Source organism: Streptomyces sp. NPDC007346 (assembly GCF_040703535.1).
Lineage (GTDB): Bacteria > Actinomycetota > Actinomycetes > Streptomycetales > Streptomycetaceae > Streptomyces.
Window position 1 is genome coordinate 1 of sequence record NZ_JBEYKR010000072.1, and the last position, 21,480, is coordinate 21,480.

A 21,480-nucleotide genomic window follows, 5' to 3' on the forward strand; every position below is an offset into this window, starting at 1 on the left:
TTGTGTTCTTATCCCATTCTGGTCTTTTTGGGTCGCCGCGTGGCCCCCGCCCGCCCCCCCCCCCCCCCGGGCCCCCCCCCGGCCCCGGGGGGGGGCCCCGCCCGGGGCGCCGTACAACGAAGTGAGGCAGCCTGCCATGACCGAGCGGACCGGATTCCTGTTCTGCTCCGACCCGTTGCGGCCGAACCGGCCCGACCCGCACTTCGCCGACGAGGCCGCGGCCGTACGCGCTGCGGGCGGCGGGACCGCGCTGGTCGACCACGACGCGCTTCTGGCCGGGGACGCGACCGGGGCGGTGGCACGGGTGGCGCGGGACTCCGGCCCGTACTGGTACCGGGGCTGGATGGTCCCCTCCGACCGGTACGCGGAGCTGGAGCGGGCGCTCGCCGTACGGGGCTGCGCCCTGCTCATCGGCGCGGCCGACTACCGCCGGGCACATGAACTCCCCGGCTGGTACGAGGTGTTCGCTGACCTCACGCCACGCAGCGTCTGGTGCGACGGCCTGCCCCCGGACGATCTCCAGGAGCTGGCGGCGCCCCTGGGGCCGGGGCCGGGCATCGTCAAGGACTTCGTGAAGTCGCGCAAGCACGAGTGGCACGAGGCCTGTTACGTGCCCGAGTTGAGCGACCGGGGCCAACTGGCCGCCGTGGTCGGCCGGTTCGTGGAGTTGCAGGGCTCCTTCCTCGCCGGGGGCGTGGTGCTGCGCGCCTTCGAGCCCTTCGTGCCCGGCGGGGAGGCGCGGGTGTGGTGGGTGGACGGTGAGCCGGTGCTCGTCACCGCCCACCCCGACACACCCGACCGGCTGCCCGATCCTCCGCTGGGCCCGGTGCGCGAGGCGGTGCGGCGGCTCGGGCCGCGCTGGGTCACGACCGACCTGGCGCTGCGGGAGGACGGTGTGTGGCGGGTGGTGGAGGTCGGCGACGGCCAGGTCAGCGGGCTGCCCGCGGGGGCCGCAGCCGGAGAGCTGTTCGCCGCACTGACGGCTGCCGGGCCGCACTGACGGCTGGCGGGCTGACGGCTGCCGCGCTGACCGCTGCCGGACTGACCGCTGCCCGGCCGCGTCGCCGGGCCGGGACACCGCCGTCCGCCGGGCCGGACCGATGACGGCGGGCGCCGCTCAGCAGCCGCAGTGGGAGTCGTCGACCGGGGCGGTGAGCGGGTCGGCGGCGCGCTGTTCGCCGCCCTCCCAGGTCTCGTAGGCGAACCCCTCGCGCGCCCAGTATTCGAACCCGCCGAGCATCTCCTTGACCTGGTACCCGAGTTGGGCGAGCGCCAGGGCAGCCCGCGTGGCGCCGTTGCATCCCGGGCCCCAGCAGTACGTGACGACCGGGACGGCCGGGTCCAGCAGCCGTGGAGCCTGCTCGGGGATCAGGGCGGTGGGCAGGTGGACCGCGCCGGGGATGTGCCCCTGGTCCCAGGAGGCGGTGGAGCGGGAGTCCACGACGACGAACCCGGGATCGCCGTCAGCGGCGAGCGCGGAGGCGACGTCGGAGACATCGGCGTGGAAGGCGAGCGAGGCACCGAAGTAGGCGGCCGCCGCGGCCGGGGAGGCGGGCGGGACGCGCAGGACGGAGTCGGCGGCGAGGGCGGGAGCGGTGGCAGGGCCGGCAGAAGGAACAGGGGTGGCGGAAGGAACAGAAGTGAGGGAGGGAGCAGGGGCGGCAGGGGGCGTGATCCGGGAGGTCATGACCATGAACCTATGGCCGTCGATCGGGGCCGGGAAGGGAGATTCCCCGGCGCTCCCCTTGAACCGGCAGGGATTTCCCTGTTGGCTCGGCGGTGTGACCGACTATTCCCCGGATGCCACCGACTGGCGCATTCTCGATGTCCTCCAGCGCGACGGCCGCGCCACCTTCGCCGAGCTCGCCCGTGCCGTCGCCATGTCCCCGAGCGCGGTGACCGAACGGGTGCGGCGCCTGGAGGAGACCGGGGTGATCAGCGGTTACGCGGCGGTGGTCGACGCCGAACGGCTCGGGCTGCCGATCCTCGCACTCGTACGGCTGCGCTATCCGAACGGGAACTACAAGCCGTTCCACGACCTCCTGGAGAGCACCCCGGAGATCGTGGAGGCCCACCACGTCACCGGTGACGACTGCTTCGTCCTCAAGGTGACCGCCCGCTCGATGCGCCACCTGGAGGAGGTCACCGGCCGGATCGGCGCCCTCGGTTCGGTCACGACCAGCGTCGTCTACTCCTCGCCGCTCCCCCGCCGCGCGATCGGCCGCTGAACCGGCCGGGACACGCTCAAAGGCGGTGGTGCACCGTCGATCCGTGCCGGTCCTTGACCACTTCGAGGCGGGCGGGGATCCGGCGGCGCAGGTCGGCCACGTGGCTGACGATCCCGACGCTGCGGTCCCGCTCCCGCAGCGAGTCCAGCACGTCGAGCACCTCGTCCAGGGTCTGGTCGTCCAGGCTTCCGAAGCCCTCGTCGATGAAGAGGGTGTCCAGACGTACTCCGCCGGCCTCCTCGGTGACGACATCGGCGAGACCGAGCGCCAGGGCCAGGGAGGCGAAGAACGTCTCCCCGCCCGAGAGCGTCGACGTGTCCCGTTCGCTGCCGGTCCAGGCGTCCACGACATGGAGCCCGAGCCCCGCCCGGCGCCCGCCGGTGCGGGCGTCGGAGTGGACGAGGGTGTAGCGGCCCGAGGACATCCGCTGCAACCGGGCGGTGGCCGCGGCCGCCACCTGTTCGAGGCGGGCGGCGAGGACGTACGCCTCCAGACGCATCTTGCGTTCGTTGTCCGCCGAGGTCCCCGCGGTGAGACCGGCGAGCCGGGCGACCCGCTCGTACTCCTGGCGCACGGGCCCCAGCCGCCGTACCTCCTCGGCCGCGCGAGCCGAGAGCCGGTCGAGTTCGGTGCACCGGTCGCGGGCCGCCGCGAGGCCCGAAGCGGCTTCCCGGAGCAGCCGTTCCGCCGTGGCGTGGGCGCTCTCAGCCGCGTCGGGCCGTGCCGACGGGCGCTCGGCGGCGGCGCGCGCGTCCTGTTCGGTGCGGCGGTCGGCGACCGCCGCGGCCTCCGCCTGCCAGGCGTCGATACGGCGTTGGAGGTCGCGCTGGGCGGCGGCGTCGAGGAGCGTCGCGGCAGCGGCCTGCGGGGTGTCGAACCCGGCCTTGAAGGCCGCGTCGGAGAGCCGGTCGTCGGCCTCCTTGCGGCGCTGGGCCGCGTCCTGTTCGGCGCGTACGGCCTCGGCGGCGTCGGCGAGGAGCGCGACCCGGCGGGTGAGCCGGTCCGCGTGCGCGGCGACGGACTCCGACTCGCCCCGGGCGGCGGTGATCCGGTCCTCCAGACCGGCCTGCTCGCGGTCGAGTGCCTCGCGGGCGGCGGTACGGGCCGAGATCCGGCGGAGCGCCTCCTGCCGCTGGTCCAGCCGTTCGGCGTGCTCGCCCTCGGCGATGGCGAGCGCTTCCCGTGCGGCGTGCGTCCCTGCGGCGAGGTGGTGGGCCTCGGCGTGCTCGTCGGTCAACCGGTCCACAAGGGAACGGAGTTCGGCCACGGCGGGGGTGCCGGAAGCGTCGTCACCACGGGCCTCCGCCTCCGCCGTCGCATGCCGTTCGCGTACGAGCCCGAGTTCCTGCTCCGCACGGGACCGGGCTTCCTCGGCGGACCGCTGGGCGGCGAGGGCCTTCTCCTCGGCGGCCCGGTCCACATGGCCCTCACCGGGGCCGGCGGGGGCCGGGTGTTCGGCCGAGCCGCAGACCGCGCAGGGCTCGCCCGCGACCAGCCCCGCCGCCAGCTCCGCCGCGATGCCGCGCAGTCTGCGTTCCCGCAGGTCGAGCGAGAACTTCCGGGCGTCCAGCTCCCGTTCACGTGCGGCGGTGTGCTCCTCTTCCGCCTGCTGTACGTCGGTGGTGAGCGCATCACGGCGGCGTGCCGCGTCCAGGCGGCGGCGGGCCGGGGCCAGTTGTCCGGCGAGCCGTTCGGCGCGGGTGGCGGCCTCCTGCGAGGCGTCGATGCGCTCCTTGAGAGCCGTTCGGGTGGTGTCCCAGTCGGCGAGCCACGCGTCCGCCTCGCGGATCAGCTCGTCGTCGGCCTGGGCCTCCCGGTTCAGCCGGACGCGCTCCTCGTCGATCCGGGCGCTGCGCTTCTCGGCCTCCCGCGCCGCTTCGAGGGCGTACAGCTCCTGCTGAAACCTCCGCTCCAGCTCAGCCAGTTGGTCGGCTCCCGCATCGGTCAGCTCGTCGGGCAGCAGCCTCCTGGCCCGGTCGAGCGCCTCGCTCGCCGACCGGTAGCCCCGCTCGGCCTCCTCGCGCAGCTCCAGCGCCGGCGCGACCCGGTCCGCCTTGCGGGCGCGCTCCAACTGCTCCTGGCAGCGGTCGTGTTCGGGGCGCCGGTCCTCCAGCGCCTCGGCGCGCCGCCGGGTCTCCGCGTACCGCTCCTGGAGGCGGGCCAGTTCTCGTTCGGCGTCCAGTGCGCGGCGGGCGGCGAGTTGGCGGTTCTCCGCCTCCGCGACCACCGCGTGCGCGATGTCGAGGTGTTCACGGGCGGTGCTGCGCGCTGTCGCGGCCCACTCCAGAACGGCTTCGGCCAAGCCCGGTTCACCCGCCCGTACGGCCGGCGGTGCGGCCTCGGTCGCCGCCGGGCCGCCCGCCTGCGCGATGCGCTGGGCGAGGGCGAGGATCTCCTCGTCGCCTGCCTTCACCCGGGCTTCGGCGCCCCGGCGCAGTTCGGCGAGGCGCTCCTCGACGGCGGCGAAGCGGCGGGTGTCGAAGAGGCGGCCGAGGAGCTTGCCGCGGGCCTCGGCGTCGGAGCGCAGGAAGCGGGCGAAGTCGCCCTGGGGCAACAGCACGACCTGGCAGAACTGGTCCCGGCTCATGCCGATCAGCTGCGCCAGCTCCTCACCGATCTCCTGGTGCGACGTGCTGAGCGCCTTCCAGCCCTCCTCGCGATCGCGCTCGCGCAGTCGGCTCTGGGCCTTCTCCAGGGTGAAGCCGTCACCCCGCCTCTTGGGGCGCGGCTGGGCGGGGCTGCGGGTGACTTCCAGGCGCCGGCCGCCGACCGTCAGCTCCAGCTGGACCTCGGTGGGCAGACCGGCGGGGGCGTGGTCGCTGCGGAGTGTGGCGCCGGGGCTCTGGCGGGCGCCGGGGACGGCTCCGTACAGGGCGTAGCAGACGGCGTCCAGGACGGATGTCTTCCCAGCGCCGGTCGGGCCGTGCAGCAGGAAGAGCCCGGCCGAGGAGAGCGCGTCGAAGTCGACCTCCTGGGTGGCGCCGAACGGGCCGAAGGCGGTGAGGGTGAGGCGGTGCAGTCTCAACGGGACACCTCCCGGACGCTCTCGTCCACCCGTACGTCGTCGAACGCGGCGCGCAGCACGGTGCGTTCGGGCCCGCTGGGTCCGCTGCCGCCGCGCACATGGGCCACGAAGTCCTCCGCGATCTGGTGGTCGTCGCGGCCCTTGAGGCGCTGGGCGTAGGAGGCGAGGGGGTCCTCGGGGGGCCGTTCGGGGTCGAAGACGAGGCTGAGGGTGTGCGGGAAGCGGGCGCCGAGGCGGGCCATGGGTTCGGCGGGGCGGACCGGGTCGGTGAGGGTGGCCTCGACCCAGGCGTGCTCGTGGCGGTCCAGGGCCGGGTCCTCCAGCAGGGTGTCCAGGCGGCCTCGGAGCCGGGCGAGGGGGCGTTCGGCGGGGCAGTCGATCCGTTCCTCGGCGGCGATGTTCCCGCCGCCGTCGAGGTCGATCAGCCACATCGTCTTGCGGTGGTCGGCCTCGGAGAAGGAGTAGGCGAGCGGGGAGCCTGAGTAGCGGACGCGGCTCGTGACGCGCTGGGAGCCGTGCAGGTGGCCGAGGGCCACGTAGTCGACGCCGTCGAAGACCCCGGCGGGGACGGCGGCGACCCCGCCGACGGTGATGTCGCGTTCGCTGTCGCTGGGTTCGCCGCCCGCCACGAAGGCGTGCGCGAGGACGACGGAGCGGGTTGTGGCGGGGCGGGTGGCGAGGTCGGCGCGGACCCGGTCCATGGCGGCGGTCAGGACGGCCTCGTGTCCGGCCTTGGGGGCGCGGAGGGTGTCCTTGACGAGGGCGGGCTCCAGGTAGGGGAGGCCGTAGAGGGCGACGTCGCCGTGGTCGTCGGTGAGGACGACGGGGGTGGCGCAGCCCTCGGGGTCGGTCCGCAGGTGGATCCCGGCGCGTTCGAAGAGGCCGGCGCCGACGCCGAGGCGGCGGGCCGAGTCGTGGTTCCCGGAGATCATGACGGTGGGGACGCCGATGGCGGCGAGCCGGTGCAGCGCGCGGTCGAAGAGCTCGACGGCGGTGAGCGGCGGGACGGCCCGGTCGTAGACGTCGCCCGAGACCAGGACGACGTCCGCCTCCCGTTCCTGGACGGTGGCCACCAGGTGGTCCAGGAAGGCGGCCTGGGCGTCGAGCAGGGGGACGCGGTGGAAGGACCGGCCCAGGTGCCAGTCCGAGGTGTGCAGCATCCTCACGTGATCGCTCCACCGGTTGTGAGCTGCATGTACGTCGTCCTCCACCCCGTGGGCCGCACCGGGGCGGCCCGTGATCCCGCCGTCGGCACCGACCACGCTAACGCCGCCGGGCCGCCGATCCGGCATCGATCAAGGATTTGCCCGGCGTGGGATTGCCCTCACCGGGACGGTGCGCCGCTCACACGTCCCCGTACGCCTCGCCGCCCAGCTCCAGCGCTGCCGAACCGGCGGTGGCGTCGGCCAGCCAGGCGGTGAAGGCGGGAACGTCGGCGTCCGGCAGCCCGATCTCGATGGTCACGGCCTCGGCGTACCGCACCTCGCGCACATCGCGCCCGGTGGCCCGCAGGTCGTTCTCCAGCTTGCCCGCCCGCTGGTGGTCGACGCGGATCGTGGCCAGCCGGAAGCGCTGCCGGGTGAGGGTGCCGAGTGCGTCGAGGGCCTCGCCGACCACTCCCCCGTACGCCCGGATCAGTCCGCCCGCCCCGAGCTTGACCCCGCCGTAGTAGCGGGTGACGACCGCCGCGACGTACCGCACCTCGCGGCGCATCAGCATCTGGAGCATCGGGACGCCCGCGGTGCCGCCGGGCTCGCCGTCGTCACTGGCCTTCTGTACGGAGGCGTCGGCGCCGATCACGTACGCGAAGCAGTTGTGGGTGGCGGTGGGGTGCTCCTTGCGCACGCGTGCGACGAAGTCCTGCGCCTCCTGTTCGGTGGCGGCGGGGGCGAGGGAGCACAGGAAGCGCGATCGGTTGATCTCGCTCTCGTGCACACCCGCGCGGGCGACGGTCCGGTACTGCTCCTGCATCCGTCCACCCTATGCGCCGCAGCGCCGGCGCCTTCCGGCGGGAATGGCGGGGCCGGGGCCGTCGGTTGTCCCGGCATGGACACAGAGGCAGAGACGATCCGGCGGATTCTTCAGGACTCGGGCGACACCTGGGCGGTGGTGGGACTCTCCAACAACCGCTCCCGTGCCGCCTACGGGGTCGCGCAGGTCCTCCAGCGCTTCGGCAAGCGGGTGGTGCCGGTGCACCCGAAGGCCGAGACGGTGCACGGGGAGCAGGGGTACGCCTCGCTGGCGGAGGTCCCGTTCCCGGTCGAGGTGGTGGACGTGTTCGTCAACAGCGAGCTGGCGGGCGGGGTCGCGGACGAGGCGGTGGCGGTGGGGGCGAAGGCGGTGTGGTTCCAGCTCGGCGTGGTGGACACGGAGGCGTACGAGCGGACGCGGGCGGCGGGGCTGGACATGGTGATGGACCGGTGCCCGGCCATCGAGATCCCGAACCTGGGGTAGGAGTGTGATCAGCGCCCGGCGGGGGGAAGGCTCCCCGCCATGGGTGACCCTCTCGATGGCGACCGGCTGAGCGCCGCGCTGTCCGCGCTAGGGGTGCGGCCCGGCGATGTGCTGCTGGTGCACGCCTCCCTGCGGGTGGTGGGGCCCGTCTCCGGTGGGCCCGACGCCGTGCTGGCGGCCCTGCGCCGGGCGGTCGGGCCGGAGGGGACCGTGGTGGTCCCCTCGTTCACCCCGGAGAACTCCGACACCTCGCCGCAGTACCGCGCCCGTGTGCGGGGCCTGGACGCGAAGGCGCGCGAGGCGGTCCGCGCGTCGATGGCACCGTTCGACCCGGCGCTGACCCCCGCGCCCTCGATGGGCGCCCTGGCCGAGACCGTACGGACGGCGGCGGGCGCCGAGCGCAGCGGCCACCCGCAGACCTCGTTCGCCGCGCTCGGCCCGGCGGCCGGGAAGCTGCTCGCCGGGCACCGGCCCGACTGCCACCTGGGCGAGGACTCGCCGCTGGCCCGGCTGTACGAGGCCGACGCCAGGATCCTCCAGCTCGGCACCGGCTACGACACCTGCACCGCCTTCCACCTGGGCGAGTACCGCAGGCCCGGCCCTCCGCTGCGCCCCTACCGCTGTGTGGTGTCCCCGCGGGGGGTGCGGCAGTGGTGGGAGTACGAGGACGTCGCCCTGGACGACGGCGACTTCGCGGCCCTGGGCGCCGCCTTCGAGGAGGCCGCCGGGCCCGGTGTCGTACGGACGGTCCCGCTCGGGTCCGCGCCGTGCCGGCTCGTCCCGCTGCGGGCTGCCGTCGACTTCGCCACCGGGTGGCTCACGGAGCACCGGCCGGCCATCGCTCGCTGAGGTCCGGGCCGGCCGAGGGCCGGGGCGGGCTCAGACCCCCAGGCCCTCCACGACCACCGCGCCCGGGAGGGCGGCGAGCGCCTTGCCGGGGACGATGAGCTTGCCCCGGCGGCTGCCGCTGCCGATCAGGACCCACTCCTCGTCCACCACGGCGGGGTCCAGCAGAAGGGCCCAGTGGGCGGGCAGGCCGATCGGGGTGATGCCGCCGTACTCCATGCCGCTCTCGCCGACCGCCGTGTCCATCGCCGCGAAGGACACCTTGCGGGCGCCGAGGTGTTTGCGCGCCGCGCCGTTGACGTCGACCCGGGTGCGGGAGAGCACCACGCACGCGGCGAGGGTGACCTCTTGGCCGCGCTTGCCCGCCAGGACGACGCAGTTGGCCGAGGTGTCCAGCAGGTCGGCCCCGTGGTGCTCGACGAAGACCGCGGTGTCCGCGACGGCCGGGTCCGTGTCGACGTGGATGATCCGGTCGGCGGTGATGCCGCCCCACCCGGCGGCCAGGGCCGTCGCGACGGGGGCGGGGAGCAGGCCGAGCCGTTCCGAGGCGGGGGAGGCATCCTCGAAGGTGCCGATGGGTGCGCGCATGCGGCCACGCTAACAGCGTCCGCCGGGCGGCCGGTCGGCCGTCTCGACGCAGGCGGGGCCAGGGCTCGGCGGGGGCCCGCTCACCGGGCGTCCGGCTCCTGTTCCAGCTCGGCCAGGGCGAGCAGCTGCTCGGGCGTGACGTCCTTCGGGATGGGCACGGGGGCCGGCGTGCGCAGGGGCGGCTGCCAGCCCTTCTCCGGGTCCCAGCTCCGTACGACACGGGCCGGGGCGCCGGCGACCACCGCGTGGTCGGGGACCTCGCCCCGTACGACCGACCCCGCCGCGACCACCACGTTGCGGCCGAGCCGGGCGCCGGGCAGGATCACCGCGCCGGTGCCGATCCAGCAGCCGGGACCGATCTCCACCGGCTCCATGCGGGGCCACTGCTTGCCCACGGGCTCGTGCGGGTCGTCGTAGCTGTGGTTCGTCGAGGTGATGTAGACGTACGGACCGCAGTACGTGTCCGAGCCGATCGCCACCCTCGTGTCCGCGATGACGTGGCTGCCGCGTCCCAGCACCACCCCGTCGCCCAGGGTGAGGATCGGGGCGGGCCCCAGGTCCAGGTCCGGCATCATCCCGGCCGTCAGGGTCACCTGCTCGCCGATGACGCAGTGCCCGCCCAGCTCGATCCACGGCTCCCCGAACACGGTGCCCTGCGGAAAGGCGAGCCGGGTCCCCTCCCCGATCGCGCCGAAGCGCAGCCGCCCCGGGTGCGTGGCGGTGACGGCACCCGCCTCCTGCGCCCACGCCCAGCCGCGGTGGACCACGCGGGAGACGGCGCGACGCCGCCAGCGGGCGAGGAAGGAGAACGTGTTTCGGTTCTTCGGCACGGGCTCACGGTAGTCGGCCCGAGGGCGGCGATCCGGGCGGTGACCTGTGATGTTCACCCCATCCCCCGGCGCCCGCGGGGAGCCGTCCCCTACCGTGTGAGGCGGCGCGATCCCGATCGCGGGCCCCAGGAGCAGCACACCGGACCACCGAGGAGCAGGCCATGGCGGAGCAGGCGTTGATCACGGGCATGGGCGGCAGGGAGCCGGACATCGACGCGGACGCGTTCGTGGCCCCGACCTCCGTGGTGATCGGGGAGGTGACGCTGGCCGCCGGTTCCAGCGTCTGGTACCAGGCCGTGCTGCGCGCCGACTGCGGCCCGATCACGCTCGGCCCCGACAGCAACATCCAGGACAACTGCAGCGTGCACACCGACCCGGGCTTCCCGGTCACGGTGGGGGCGCGGGTCTCGGTCGGCCACAACGCGGTCCTGCACGGCTGCACCGTCGAGGACGACGTCCTGGTGGGGATGGGCGCCACGGTGCTCAACGGGGCGCACATCGGCGCCGGCTCCCTGGTCGCGGCGCAGGCCCTCGTGCCGCAGGGGATGCGGGTCCCGCCGGGGTCGCTGGTCGCGGGCGTGCCCGCCAGGGTGAAGCGGCCGCTGACGGCGGAGGAGCTGGAGGGCATCCGGTTCAACGCGGCCGGTTACGTGGAGCTGGCCAAGGCCCACCGGGCGGCACACGAGGGCTGAGGCCTCAGGAGGCGCCTCACGAGGCACTCTCTCCGGGGGCCCCGGCTCTGACTTCAACGCGCGCTCTCCGAGCACCCGGGCCCGGACGTGCCGAAGCCGCCGCTCCCTCCCCGACCGGAGGGGGCGGCGGCCCCGGGAACGTACGCCCGTGGGCGTCAGCTGTTGGGGCGCAGGGTCCACACGACGGTCATCTCACCGGTGACCGCGCCGTCCGCCCGCCGGATCTCGATGGCGACCGGGAACTCGGGGCGCTCCCCGGCGTCGAGCTGGGCCACGACGTCGGCGATCGGGCGGCCGAGGGTGGCGGTCGCGGTGACCTCGCCCATGGCGAGCTTCTTGTAGCCGATCTCGGCCTTGACGGCGAGCGGCACGGCCCGGGACATCTGGTCGCCGAAGGCGGCGATGACGATGGCGCCGCTGGCGGACTCGGCGAGCGTGAACATGGCTCCGGCGTGCGGTCCGCCCACGTGGTTGTGGTACTCGCTCTGGTCCGGCAGCCGGACCACGGCACGCTCGGCGGTCGTCTCCAGGAATTCGAGGTTGAGGGTCCGGGCCATCGGGACCGTCGCGACGAGCATCTCGCCGACGGTCATCTGTTCAGCGCTCATGGACCGAAGGTTACTCATCGGTAGCCAGGTTTGGCCATCCCCCTGTGACAGCACCGGGACAGCACTGGGACGGGGCGGGCGTAGCAGCGCCCACACCACCCATCTATGGTTACTGGCCATGTGGCCAGGACAGCAGCCGCCCGGGGGCGAGCAGAACCCGCAGGACCCGAACCAGAACCCGTACCAGCAGCCGGGGTACCAGCAGCCGAATCCCTATCAGCAACCGGGATATCCGCCGCAGGGACAGCAGCCGGGGCAGTCCGGCGCACCCGGATACCCACCGGGGCAGCCGGGGCAGCCCGGGTACGGACAGCCGGGTTACGGGCAGCCCGGGTACGGGCAGCCCAACCCCTACCAGCAGCCGACCGTCCCGCAGTACGCGGTGCCGGGTCCGCCCGGCGGGCCCAAGCCGGACGACGGCAAGAAGAAGACGACCGTCATCGCCGTCGTCGCGGCGACCGCTGTCGTCGTGGCCGCCGTCGTCACCGGCGTCATCGTGATGAACAAGAAGGACGACGACGGCGGCTCGACCGTCGCCGACGACAAGAAGTCCGCCTCCCCCAGCGCGTCGCAGGAGCCGAGCCCGTCGGAGGAGCCGAGCTCCGCGCCGGTGGAGAACCCGCGCGGCGCCGAGAGCGACCCCGAGCCGCTCATCCCGGGCTGGAAGGTCGTCACCAACCCGAAGTGGGGCACGCAGTTCGACGTACCCGGTGACTGGGAGGTCTCCAGCTCGGGCATGTTCGCCGGTTTCGAGGACGCCAAGGACCCCACGGGCGCGCCCGCCGCCGGTTTCTCCGCGCCCGCCTACTACAAGAGCAAGTGGTGCGTCGACGACTCCGACAAGGACGGCCGCGACGAGGAGACCGAGCTGGCCGGCGTCGGGACCAAGGGTGCGCGCGGGGCGAAGAACTCCGACGAGGCCGCGAAGGCCGAGGCGGGCACCTGGGTGTGGGCCGCGTACGCCCAGACCGACCCCAAGGACAAGGTCAAGGTCGGTGACCCGAAGCCGTTCACCACGAAGTCGGGTCTCTCCGGCAGCGTCGTGACCGCCACCGCGACCGGCCTGTCCAAGAAGCAGAAGTGCGACACCGACGGCAAGTCGATCGCCTTCTCCTTCAAGAACGGCAACGACGAGTTCTCGACCTGGATCCTCTACGGCCCCAAGGGCGTCGAGGGCGAGCTGCCGGACACCACCATCCAGCAGATCCTGAGCACGGTCCGCCTCTCCGCCGACAAGCCGACGGGCTGACGGACTGACGCCGCCTGCGCCGCCTACGCGGTCTGCGCCCGCTCCCCGGCCCGGGAACGCTGTCCCCCGGGCCGGGGAGCGGGCGATGCCGCGGTCAGCCGAGGGTGAAGGCGCCGTCCGGCGGCTCCGGCGAGGCGACGGCGTCCGCGTCCGCCACCGGGCGGGCCCCGCCGATGAGCCGGACCAGCGCCTCCCCCTCGGTGACCCTGGCCGGGAAGGCGTCGGCGGCGCAGCGGCGGGTGAGCGGTGCCAGGTCGATCGGGGTGTGCGAGGCGAGCAGCACGACGTTGCCGAAGCGCCTGCCGCGCAGCACCGCGGGTTCCCCGATCAGCGCCAGCTCCGCGAAGGCCGCCGCGAAGTTGGCGAGTTGGGACCGGAGGAAGGCGAACGGCGCGCTGTCCGCCAGGTTGGCGGCGTAGATCCCGTCCCGCCGCAGCACCCGCCCGGCGGTGCGCGCGTACTCCACCGACGTGAGGTGGGCCGGGACCCGGGAGCCGCCGAAGACGTCCGCGACGACGACATCGGCCGACCGGGGCGGTGCCGCTTCCAGCCGGGCTCGGGCGTCCCCGGCGTGCACGGTGATGCCGCTGTCGTCGGGCAGCGGCAGGTGCTCCCGCACCACCCGCAGCAGCTCCCGGTCGGCCTCGACGACGTCCTGCCGTGAGCCGGGGCGGGTCGCGGCGACGTACCGGGGCAGGGTCAGCGCCCCGCCGCCGAGGTGCAGGACGTCCAGCGGAGCGTTCCGCGGCGCCGCGCAGTCCAGGACGTGCGCGAGGCGCCGTACGTACTCGAATTCCAGGTACGACGGGTCGTCGAGGTCCACGTAGGACTGGGGCGCGTCGTCGACCGTGAGCAGCCAGGCCCGGTCGCGGTCCACATCGGGCAGCAGCCGGGCGGTGCCGCAGTCGACGTCGCGGATGACGGGTATCGGCTCGTTCACCCCTCCATTGTCGCGCGCCCGCGCCGCCCGCCACCCCCGAAGTGCGGGTGACGGGCGACGGCGGCCCTCAGAGCAGGCCGGTGACCGTGCCCGCGCCGACCGTGCGGCCGCCCTCGCGGATCGCGAAGCCGAGGCCCGGCTCCAGCGGGACGTCGCGGCCCAGCTCCACGGTCATCATGACCGTGTCGCCGGGGCGCGCGAGCCCCGCCTCGCCGAGGTCGACGTCGCCGACGACGTCCGCCGTACGGATGTAGAACTGCGGCCGGTAGCCGGTGGTGACCGGGGTCGACCGGCCGCCCTCCCGCGTCGACAGGACGTACACCTGCGCGGTGAAGCGGCGGCTGGGCACCACGCTGCCGGGCGCGGCCACGACGTGGCCGCGGCGGACCCGGTCGCGCTCCACCCCGCGCAGCAGCAGCGCCACGTTGTCGCCGGCCTCGGCGGACTCCATCGGCTTGCCGAAGGTCTCCAGGCCGGTGACGACGGTCTCGATGTCCGCGCCCAGCACCGCCACCCGGTCCCCGACGCGGACGGTGCCACGCTCGACGGCTCCGGTGACGACCGTGCCCCGGCCGGTGATGGTCAGGACGTTCTCCACGGAGAGCAGGAACGGCGCGTCGGTGTAGCGCACCGGCATCGGTACGTACGTGTCGACGGCGTCCAGCAGCCCTTCGATCGCCGCCGTCCACCGCGGGTCGCCCTCCAGCGCCCTGAGCCCGGAGACCCGGACCACGGGGACGGTGTCGCCGCCGTACCCGTGCGCGGAGAGCAGCTCGCGGACCTCCAGCTCGACCAGGTCGGTCAGCTCGGGGTCGCCCGCGTCGGCCTTGTTGAGGGCGACGACGATGTGGTCGACGCCGACCTGACGGGCCAGCAGGACGTGCTCGGCGGTCTGCGGCATGATCCCGTCGAGCGCGGAGACGACGAGGATCGCCCCGTCGAGCTGCGCCGCTCCGGTGACCATGTTCTTGATGTAGTCGGCGTGGCCGGGCATGTCGACGTGGGCGTAGTGGCGGGTGTCGGTCTCGTACTCGACGTGCGCGATGTTGATGGTGATGCCGCGCTGGGCCTCCTCGGGGGCCCGGTCGATCCGGTCGAACGACACGTAGGAGGTGGAGCTGCCACCCCGCTCGCTGAGGACCTTGGTGATGGCGGCGGTGAGGGTGGTCTTGCCGTGGTCGACGTGGCCCATGGTGCCGATGTTGAGGTGCGGCTTGGTGCGCACGTAAGCCGTCTTGGACATGGCTCGTTCCTTTGAGAACTCGAAGCTGAGAGGAGAAGACCCCAGGGCCCCGCCGACCCTCCCCTTGCGGGGTCCGCCGGACTGTCGGGGGAGGGTCAGCTTCGGGCGCCGCCGATGGGCGCCGCGGCAGCGGTGGGTGCTGCTGCGAGGACTGCTGCTGCGGCCTGGGCGACTGCCTCGACGACCGCGTCGCTCACGGCAGCCTTCGGCGCGGCCGCGACTGCGGGCCGTGCTGCGAGGAAGGCGTACCGGAACATGCCCTGATCATGTCCCGGCGGGGCCGCCGCGTCGAACGGTTTTCGCGGGGACCGTCGGGCTGAGCCCGCCTCAGAGGTTCTTCAGCGCCTCGCGCACCGACAGCGGCGACAGGCGGGTCCTGGCTCCCTCGACGAAGTCGCGTACGGCGGTGGGGTCGGTCTTGGCGTACTCCCGCAGCGCCCAGCCGATCGCCTTGCGGACGAAGAAGTCCGGGTGGTCCGCGCGGCGCAGGCAGTAGCCGAAGAGCCGGTCGGTGTCGGTGGCTTCCCTGTAGCGCAGCTGGTGCAGCAGGGCGGTTCGCGCGACCCACAGGTTCTCGTCGTCGATCCACCGGTCCATCTCGCGGGCGAGCGCCGGGTCGGCGGCGACCAGGGGCCCCGCGACGTGCGCGGCGAGGGCGTCGACCGTGTCCCACCAGGGGTCGGCGGTGACGAGGTGGTGCAGGACCGGCAGGAATCCGGAGGAGCAGGAGGAGACGTACCGGCGCAGGTAGTCGACGGCGAAGTACGGGTACTCGCGCTCGGGCAGTCGCCAGCAGCGCAGCGCGATGGCCGTGCAGTCCCGCTCGTCCGGCCGCCCGGTGCCCGCCAGGACGGCCTTCGACAGGGCCCGGCGCCGCGGGGCGGGGATGCCGAGGAAGGGGGCGATGTGCTTCATGTACGCGGCGGCGCCCTCGGCCCGTCCGGGGTCGGCGGCCGGGGCGTACAGCTCGGTCAGCCGTGCGAGGACGGTGTCGGCCAAAGGGCTGTCCGGTACGTCGGGGGCAGGGGCTGCTGCGGGGTCCACGCGACGCACATTACGGCGATCACGCACCGTTTCGGTTAGTCTCCCCGAATGTTCGACCCCGTCCCCACCGCCCGGCCCGCCGGCGCCACGGCCCTTCGCCGTTCGAGGGCCCTGCTCTCCCCCTGGTCCCGGTTCTCGCTGCTCGTCGCGGTGCTGCTGGGCGCCGCGTCGACGATGCTGCTGTTCGAACCCCAGCGGCTGCTGGCGTCGGGCTGGCCTCAGCAGCTGACCGGCGGCGGGGCGGCGATGCTGTTCGGGCTCGCCTACGGGGCGCTGACCGTGGCGTTCGTGCCGCGTCCGCTCCTCAACCTCGCGGCGGGGGCGCTCTTCGGCACGCAGACGGGGCTGGCGGCGGCCCTGGCGGGCACGGTGCTCGGCGCGGGCGTCTCGTTCATGCTGGGCCGGGTGCTGGGGCAGGACGCGCTGCGCACGCTGCTGCGCGGGAAGCTGCTCACCGCCGCCGACGGGGTGCTGAGCCGGCACGGCTTCCGCTCGGTGCTGGCGCTCCGGCTCTTCCCCGGCATCCCGTTCGCCGCCGCCAACTACTGTGCGGCGACCTCCCGCATGGGCTACCCGCCCTTCCTGCTGGCCACCGGGCTCGGCTCCATCCCGAACACGGCGGCGTACGTGATAGCGGGCAGCCAGGCCGCCTCGCCGACCTCGCCCCTGTTCCTGGCGGCCACGGGGTTCATCGTGGTCTCCGCGATCGGCGGCGCGCTGGTGGCCTGGCGCAAGCGCCACCGGCTCGGGCGGGGCGCGCCGCAGGACTGATCGGACGGCGGCACGTGGATGACCGCTGCGGTCATCCTGACGTTCACTTCCAGGCGATACGCTGCCCGCGACCGACAGAGGATCTCCGGGGCCAGGGGCCCTTCTTCCGTGATGTCCTCGGTCTCGGTGTCCTTGACCGCACTCCGCACGCAGCCGACGGGCCCGGTGTCCACGGCCGATGCACGATCACCCTCGGGATGGCCAAAGCCCCATGAGCTGGTTCGAATCATTCGTCCTGGGACTCGTTCAGGGACTGACCGAGTTCCTGCCGATCTCCTCCAGCGCCCATCTGCGGCTGACCGCCGCGTTCGCCGGCTGGCACGACCCGGGGGCGGCCTTCACGGCCATCAGCCAGATCGGCACCGAGGCGGCGGTGCTGATCTACTTCCGCAAGGACATCTCACGGATCCTGTCCGCCTGGTTCCGCTCGCTGACGGACAAGGAGATGCGCGGCGACCACGACGCCCAGATGGGGTGGCTGGTCATCGTGGGCTCGATCCCCATCGGGGTGCTGGGCGTCACGCTCAAGGACCAGATCGAGGGCCCCTTCCGCGACCTGCGGCTGATCGCGACGACGCTCATCGTCATGGGCATCGTCCTCGGCATCGCGGACCGGCTCGCCGCGCGCGACGAGGCGGGCGGCAAGCACCGTGCGGTGAAGGAGCGCAAGACGCTCAAGGACCTGGGCGTGCGGGACGGTCTGATCTTCGGCTTCTGCCAGGCGATGGCGCTGGTCCCCGGTGTCTCGCGCTCGGGCGCGACCATCAGCGGTGGTCTGCTGATGGGCTACACCCGCGAGTCGGCCGCCCGCTACTCGTTCCTGCTGGCGATCCCCGCCGTGCTGGCCTCGGGCGTCTACGAACTCAAGGACGCCACCGAGGGCCATGTCTCCTGGGGGCCGACGATCTTCGCGACCCTGGTGGCCTTCGTCGTCGGCTACGCCGTCATCGCGTGGTTCATGAAGTTCATCACGACCAGGAGCTTCATGCCGTTCGTCATCTACCGGGTGGCCCTCGGCATCCTCATTTTCGTCCTCGTTTCCGCCGGTGTGCTGAGCCCGCACGCGGGTGAGTCGGCGGGCTAGTCCTCCGAGTCGGGAGACCGGCTCTCCGTGCCGACGGCCCGGCGGGCCGGGAGTCCCGTCGCCGCGAGGACCGCGTCCACCGTCTCCTCGACCGTCAGCTCGGCGTTGTCGATCCAGACGCCCTGGCCGGCCAGTTCCTCGCGCATCGCCGTGTCCAGGAACGACCAGTCGGTCGTGAGCCTCTTGTCCCGGGCGAGGTTGCGCTCCCTGGCCTTCGCCGCGCCCGGGGCGAGTACCACGAAGTGCAGCGGCCCGACGGCGATCCGCCGCCGGTAGAAGTCGAGGTGGGCGCGGCGGACGACCACGTCGTCGACGACCGGCAGGAACCCCGCGCCGACGAAGCTGTCCGCCAGCAGGCAGGCGTTGCGGGCCCGCAGGAAGATCTGCCGGTCCGCCTCCTCGTCCCGCTCCGGCGACGGCCACCGCCCGCCCGAGACGATGAGCTGCTGGAGGGCGTCCACCTCGATATGGGCCGAGGCGGCGAACCGGGCGGCGAGCGCGGCGGCCACCGTGGACTTGCCGCTGCCCGGGACACCGCTCAGCAGGACGGCCCCCGCCGCCGGTTCGGTGTCCACCGGTACCTCGGTCCAGGTCATCGTGTGCGGCTCCCTCCGGAGGCGGTCCCGTCCGCCCCGCCGGTGATCGTAGGCCACCCGTCACCGGCGGACGGCGGCGGGAACCACCGGCGGCCGGCGGCCGACTACTGGAGGGCAGCACACCGACGGGTGCGGCTGGGACGCCAGGTACCCCAGCACGGTGGCCCCACGAGGGCCGGGAGGAGGCCGAGAGGTATGCACTGGTACGAGGACGACGCGCTCTGGTCCGATTTCGCCTCGACGATGTTCCCGCCCGCGCGGGCCGACTCCGCCGCCGCCCTGGTCGCCTCCTCCCCCCTCCTGGACTTCCCACCGGGCTCACGGGTGCTGGACCTGTGCTGCGGCCCGGGTCTGTTCGTGGTGCCGCTGGCGGCGCGCGGGTACGCGGTGACCGGCGTCGACCTCTCGCCCTCGATGCTGGAGCGGGCGCGGGATGCCTGCGAGGCGGCGGGGGCCGGTGTGCGGCTGGAGCGGGCCGACATGCTCACGTACGCGGAGCCCGGCGCGTTCGACGTCGTCCTGAACGTCTTCACCTCGTTCGGCTACTTCGAGGACGCCGAGGACAACCTCCAGGTGCTCCGCAACGCCCACGAGAGCCTCGCCCCGGGCGGTCGGCTGCTGGTCGACGTGATGGGCAAGGAGGTGCTGGCGGGGTGGATCGGCCGGCCCAAGGTGGTGGACCTGCCGGACGGTTCGTACGTCGTCCAGCGCGACACCGTCCTCGACAGCTGGCGGCGGCTGCGCACCGACTGGACGCTGGTGCGCGGGGACGCGGCCCGTACGGCCTCCATCCGCTCCTGGCTCTACTCCGCCGCCGAACTCCACGCGCTCTTCGAGGAGGCGGGCTTCACCGCGGTGGAGTGTTTCGGCGGCTTCGACGGGTCGGTCTACGACCAGCGTTCGGACCGGCTCATCGTCCGCGGGCGGCGCACGTGAGGGCCGGGGCACGGCAGCCGTCCGCCGCCGCGACCGTGCACGAGCACATCACCGACGCCGTGAAGACCCCGGACCTGATCCGGCTGGAGAGTGACGTCGTGCTCGCGCGGTTCGAGACGATGAAGGTGTACGCGGCGCTCGGCGCGGTCCGTTCGCTGCTGCGCCGGGGCCGGGTGGTGCCCGGACAGACCCTGGTCGACAGTTCCAGCGGCATCTACGCGGTGGCGCTCGCGATGGCCTGTCACCGCTACGGGCTGCGCTGCCACATCGTGGCGTCCACCACCGTCGACGCCACCATGCTCGCCCAGTTGGAGATCCTCGGCGCGACCGTCGACAGGATGCCGCCGTCGCAGAGCCTGCGGCTGGACCAGGAGCTGCGCGTACGGCATGTGCGCCAACTCCTCGCGGACCGCCCGGACTTCCACTGGATGCGGCAGTACCACGACGCCGTGCACCACGAGGGGTACCGCGAGTTCGCCGAGCTGCTCACCGCGTCCCTGCCCGAAGGCCCGCTGACCGTGGTGGGCGCGGTCGGGACGGGTGCGTCGACCGGTGGACTGGCCCGTGCGCTACGGGAGTCGGGGCGGGCGGTGCGGCTGGTGGGGGTCCAGCCGTTCGGCAGCGTCACCTTCGGCAGCGAGCAGTTCAGCGACCCGGAGGCGATCATCGCGGGCATCGGCAGCTCGATCCCCTTCGGCAACGTCCACCACGAGCTGTACGACACCGTCCACTGGCTGGACTTCCGCCATGCGATGGCCGGTGCGGTCGGACTGCTGCGCCGGCACGCGGTGTTCGCCGGTCTCTCCACCGGGGCGGCCCACCTGGCGGCCTCCTGGGAGGCGGCGCGCGGGCGGGGCGGGCTCCATGTGGTGCTGGGCGCCGACACCGGACACCGTTACGCCGAGCGGGTGTTCGCCCGGCACGGCGAGGCGCTGGACCCGGCCGGGCTGCGGCCCCGCCCGATCGCGTCGCTGGAGGCCCTGCGGCCGCCGTGGTCGGTGATGGAGTGGGGCCGGCGCGCCGCACCCGAGGCCGCCCGCCTGCCCGAGCAGGGCTCCCCCGCCCCCGTACCGACCGTGGAGATGCTGCCATGACGATCGCCGCTTGGGAGTCCCTGTCCTTCGGGCTGGGGAGGATGGCCGAGGCCGCCGCGTCCACCGGGCACCGGCTGTGCCTGCTGACCGGTGACCGCTCGGTGTACCGGCACGAGCTGGCCACCCTGCCGGCCGGTGCGCTGGACGTCGTGGACGTGGACACCGACGACCCGGACGCGGTCCGCCGGGCGCTGGCCGCCGTCCCGTCGCTGGCCGGGCTGATCAACACGACGGACACCTGGAGCGTGCCGGCCGCCGAGGCCGCCGCCGAGTGGGGGCTCCCGGGCCCGGACCCGGAGGCGGTCCGGCTGCTGCGGGACAAGCGCCGGGTCCGTCAGGCCCTGCGCGCGCGGGGGCTGAGCCGGTCGGCCGGCGTGGCCGTGGTGCCCGGCCCTCAGGGGGCCGACGCCGTGCTGCGTACGGTCGGGCTCCCCGTCGTACTGAAGGACTCGGCGGGCACCTCCTCGTGCGGGGTGTGGATCGCGCACGACGAGGAGGCGCTGCACCTGGCTCTGGCGGAGGCGGCCCGGCAGCCGCTGAAGGGGGAGCTGTTCGCGGAGGCGTTCCTGGCGGGTCCGCTGTACAGCGCGGAGACGCTGAGCTGGGAGGGGCGCACCCGGCTGCTGGGGGTGCTGAGCCGCCAGACGTCCCGGACGGCGGTGGTACGGGAGGAGGTCGCGGCCTTCCCGGTGGCGCTGCCGGAGCGGGACGCGGTCGAGGCGTGGGTGGGCCGGGCCCTCGAAGTGGCCGGTCACCGCAGGGGGTTCGCCCATGTGGAGTTCATCCTGACCGCCGAGGGACCGGAGTTGGTGGAGATCAACCGGCGGATCGGCGGTGCGCTGGTCGGCGAGGTCCTCTGCCGCGCGCTGGGGACCAATGTGTACACGGCGATGATGGACGAGGCGCTGGGCCGCCGCCCCCGGCTGCTGGACGCCCCGCTCGACGCGCGGGGGCCCGCGTACGGCTTCGTCCTCGTCTACGCGGACCGGCCCGGGGTGCTGAAGGGCTGGCACGGTCTGGGTGAACTCGCCTCCTTCCCGGGCTCCGTGGAGTGGTACCCGGTCCGCGAACCCGGCGAGACGCTGGCCCATGTGGGCGACCAGCGGGGGTGCACGGGCATGGTGCTGGCCGAGGCGGCGACGGCGGAGCTGGCCCAGCACCGGGCGTGGAGCGCGGCGGTCCGGGTGCGCCCGGTGATCGCGGACACGGCGTGAGGGACGGGTGAGCCGTGGGCGGAGCGCCGTCCGGCGGT

At 73.8% G+C, this 21,480-nt stretch carries 23 protein-coding genes; 11 read left to right on the forward strand and 12 right to left on the reverse strand.

What is annotated here, in order from left to right:
- Nucleotides 1–136: 136 nt before the first annotated feature.
- On the forward strand, nt 137–1,000 hold the full coding sequence (locus tag AB0917_RS19635) for an ATP-grasp domain-containing protein (RefSeq protein WP_366820863.1): 864 nt from the start codon (nt 137–139) through the stop codon (nt 998–1,000).
- 117 nt (nt 1,001–1,117) lie between these two features.
- Here the strand turns inward: AB0917_RS19635 and AB0917_RS19640 are convergent, their stop codons facing one another.
- Nucleotides 1,118–1,693, reverse strand: a complete 576-nt coding sequence (locus AB0917_RS19640) for a rhodanese-like domain-containing protein (protein WP_366820864.1) — start codon at nt 1,691–1,693, stop codon at nt 1,118–1,120.
- 88 nt (nt 1,694–1,781) lie between these two features.
- On the opposite strand from AB0917_RS19640, the gene AB0917_RS19645 reads away from it, so the two are divergent.
- The gene (locus tag AB0917_RS19645) at nt 1,782–2,228 is read left to right on the forward strand and encodes an Lrp/AsnC family transcriptional regulator (protein WP_366820865.1); all 447 of its coding nucleotides are present in this window, start codon (nt 1,782–1,784) and stop codon (nt 2,226–2,228) included.
- A 16-nt stretch (nt 2,229–2,244) separates the two neighbouring features.
- Here AB0917_RS19645 and AB0917_RS19650 read toward each other — a convergent pair whose 3' ends face one another.
- The 3 genes from AB0917_RS19650 to AB0917_RS19660 all read right to left on the reverse strand — a co-directional run bounded on the left by AB0917_RS19650 (nt 2,245) and on the right by AB0917_RS19660 (nt 7,224).
- On the reverse strand, nt 2,245–5,253 hold the full coding sequence (locus tag AB0917_RS19650) for an SMC family ATPase (protein ID WP_366820866.1): 3,009 nt from the start codon (nt 5,251–5,253) through the stop codon (nt 2,245–2,247).
- On the reverse strand, nt 5,250–6,419 hold the full coding sequence (locus tag AB0917_RS19655; protein WP_366820867.1) for an exonuclease SbcCD subunit D: 1,170 nt from the start codon (nt 6,417–6,419) through the stop codon (nt 5,250–5,252). The genes AB0917_RS19650 and AB0917_RS19655 overlap by 4 nt, the downstream gene beginning before the upstream one ends.
- Nucleotides 6,420–6,597: 178 nt before the next feature.
- Nucleotides 6,598–7,224: a YigZ family protein gene (locus AB0917_RS19660; RefSeq protein WP_366820868.1), complete on the reverse strand. Its 627-nt coding sequence runs from the start codon at nt 7,222–7,224 to the stop codon at nt 6,598–6,600.
- Nucleotides 7,225–7,299: 75 nt separating this feature from the next.
- Here AB0917_RS19660 and AB0917_RS19665 point away from each other — a divergent pair, with 75 nt between their 5' ends.
- Both AB0917_RS19665 and AB0917_RS19670 read left to right on the forward strand, forming a co-directional pair.
- Nucleotides 7,300–7,707, forward strand: coding sequence for a CoA-binding protein (locus AB0917_RS19665; RefSeq protein ID WP_366820869.1), 408 nt, complete (start codon nt 7,300–7,302; stop codon nt 7,705–7,707).
- Nucleotides 7,708–7,746: 39 nt separating this feature from the next.
- The gene (locus AB0917_RS19670) at nt 7,747–8,556 is read left to right on the forward strand and encodes an AAC(3) family N-acetyltransferase (RefSeq protein WP_366820870.1); all 810 of its coding nucleotides are present in this window, start codon (nt 7,747–7,749) and stop codon (nt 8,554–8,556) included.
- A 30-nt stretch (nt 8,557–8,586) separates the two neighbouring features.
- Here AB0917_RS19670 and AB0917_RS19675 read toward each other — a convergent pair whose 3' ends face one another.
- Both AB0917_RS19675 and AB0917_RS19680 read right to left on the reverse strand, forming a co-directional pair.
- Nucleotides 8,587–9,141: a YbaK/EbsC family protein gene (locus tag AB0917_RS19675; RefSeq protein ID WP_366820871.1), complete on the reverse strand. Its 555-nt coding sequence runs from the start codon at nt 9,139–9,141 to the stop codon at nt 8,587–8,589.
- Nucleotides 9,142–9,221: 80 nt separating this feature from the next.
- Nucleotides 9,222–9,971, reverse strand: a complete 750-nt coding sequence (locus tag AB0917_RS19680) for an acyltransferase (RefSeq protein WP_366820872.1) — start codon at nt 9,969–9,971, stop codon at nt 9,222–9,224.
- A 161-nt stretch (nt 9,972–10,132) separates the two neighbouring features.
- Between AB0917_RS19680 and AB0917_RS19685 the strand changes: the two genes are divergently transcribed.
- Complete coding sequence (locus AB0917_RS19685; RefSeq protein ID WP_366820873.1) at nt 10,133–10,663, forward strand: gamma carbonic anhydrase family protein; 531 nt, start codon at nt 10,133–10,135, stop codon at nt 10,661–10,663.
- A 155-nt stretch (nt 10,664–10,818) separates the two neighbouring features.
- Here the strand turns inward: AB0917_RS19685 and AB0917_RS19690 are convergent, their stop codons facing one another.
- Nucleotides 10,819–11,256 (reverse strand): DUF4442 domain-containing protein, encoded by a 438-nt coding sequence (locus tag AB0917_RS19690; RefSeq protein ID WP_366820899.1) that lies wholly within the window; start codon nt 11,254–11,256, stop codon nt 10,819–10,821.
- 133 nt (nt 11,257–11,389) lie between these two features.
- Between AB0917_RS19690 and AB0917_RS19695 the strand changes: the two genes are divergently transcribed.
- Nucleotides 11,390–12,520: a hypothetical protein gene (locus AB0917_RS19695; protein ID WP_366820874.1), complete on the forward strand. Its 1,131-nt coding sequence runs from the start codon at nt 11,390–11,392 to the stop codon at nt 12,518–12,520.
- 94 nt (nt 12,521–12,614) lie between these two features.
- On the opposite strand, the gene AB0917_RS19700 is transcribed toward AB0917_RS19695, so the two are convergent.
- The 4 genes from AB0917_RS19700 to AB0917_RS19715 all read right to left on the reverse strand — a co-directional run bounded on the left by AB0917_RS19700 (nt 12,615) and on the right by AB0917_RS19715 (nt 15,747).
- On the reverse strand, nt 12,615–13,460 hold the full coding sequence (locus AB0917_RS19700; RefSeq protein ID WP_366820875.1) for a fused MFS/spermidine synthase: 846 nt from the start codon (nt 13,458–13,460) through the stop codon (nt 12,615–12,617).
- A 67-nt stretch (nt 13,461–13,527) separates the two neighbouring features.
- Entirely contained in the window at nt 13,528–14,703 is a 1,176-nt protein-coding gene (gene tuf, locus AB0917_RS19705) for an elongation factor Tu (protein ID WP_366820876.1), read from the reverse strand.
- Nucleotides 14,704–14,798: 95 nt separating this feature from the next.
- The gene (locus AB0917_RS19710) at nt 14,799–14,960 is read right to left on the reverse strand and encodes a hypothetical protein (RefSeq protein ID WP_366820877.1); all 162 of its coding nucleotides are present in this window, start codon (nt 14,958–14,960) and stop codon (nt 14,799–14,801) included.
- A 70-nt stretch (nt 14,961–15,030) separates the two neighbouring features.
- Entirely contained in the window at nt 15,031–15,747 is a 717-nt protein-coding gene (locus AB0917_RS19715) for a DNA alkylation repair protein (protein ID WP_366820878.1), read from the reverse strand.
- Nucleotides 15,748–15,795: 48 nt separating this feature from the next.
- On the opposite strand from AB0917_RS19715, the gene AB0917_RS19720 reads away from it, so the two are divergent.
- Nucleotides 15,796–16,518, forward strand: coding sequence for a TVP38/TMEM64 family protein (locus AB0917_RS19720; RefSeq protein ID WP_366820879.1), 723 nt, complete (start codon nt 15,796–15,798; stop codon nt 16,516–16,518).
- A 211-nt stretch (nt 16,519–16,729) separates the two neighbouring features.
- A complete protein-coding gene (locus AB0917_RS19725) occupies nt 16,730–17,602 on the forward strand; it encodes an undecaprenyl-diphosphate phosphatase (protein WP_366820880.1) in 873 nt (290 codons plus the stop codon).
- Here AB0917_RS19725 and AB0917_RS19730 read toward each other — a convergent pair.
- Nucleotides 17,599–18,198 carry an AAA family ATPase gene (locus AB0917_RS19730; protein ID WP_366820881.1) on the reverse strand — a complete coding sequence of 200 codons (600 nt, stop codon included), beginning with the start codon at nt 18,196–18,198 and terminating at the stop codon, nt 17,599–17,601. The two genes, AB0917_RS19725 and AB0917_RS19730, sit on opposite strands and share 4 nt — an antisense overlap.
- Nucleotides 18,199–18,393: 195 nt before the next feature.
- Between AB0917_RS19730 and AB0917_RS19735 the strand changes: the two genes are divergently transcribed.
- From AB0917_RS19735 to AB0917_RS19745, 3 genes are read left to right on the forward strand one after another with little or no spacing between them, the layout of a single operon-like run.
- The gene (locus AB0917_RS19735) at nt 18,394–19,134 is read left to right on the forward strand and encodes a class I SAM-dependent methyltransferase (RefSeq protein WP_366820882.1); all 741 of its coding nucleotides are present in this window, start codon (nt 18,394–18,396) and stop codon (nt 19,132–19,134) included.
- Nucleotides 19,131–20,228, forward strand: coding sequence for a pyridoxal-phosphate dependent enzyme (locus tag AB0917_RS19740; protein ID WP_366820883.1), 1,098 nt, complete (start codon nt 19,131–19,133; stop codon nt 20,226–20,228). Before AB0917_RS19735 ends, AB0917_RS19740 begins: the two co-directional genes overlap by 4 nt.
- Entirely contained in the window at nt 20,225–21,442 is a 1,218-nt protein-coding gene (locus AB0917_RS19745) for an ATP-grasp domain-containing protein (RefSeq protein WP_366820884.1), read from the forward strand. Before AB0917_RS19740 ends, AB0917_RS19745 begins: the two co-directional genes overlap by 4 nt.
- Nucleotides 21,443–21,480 lie beyond the last annotated feature (38 nt).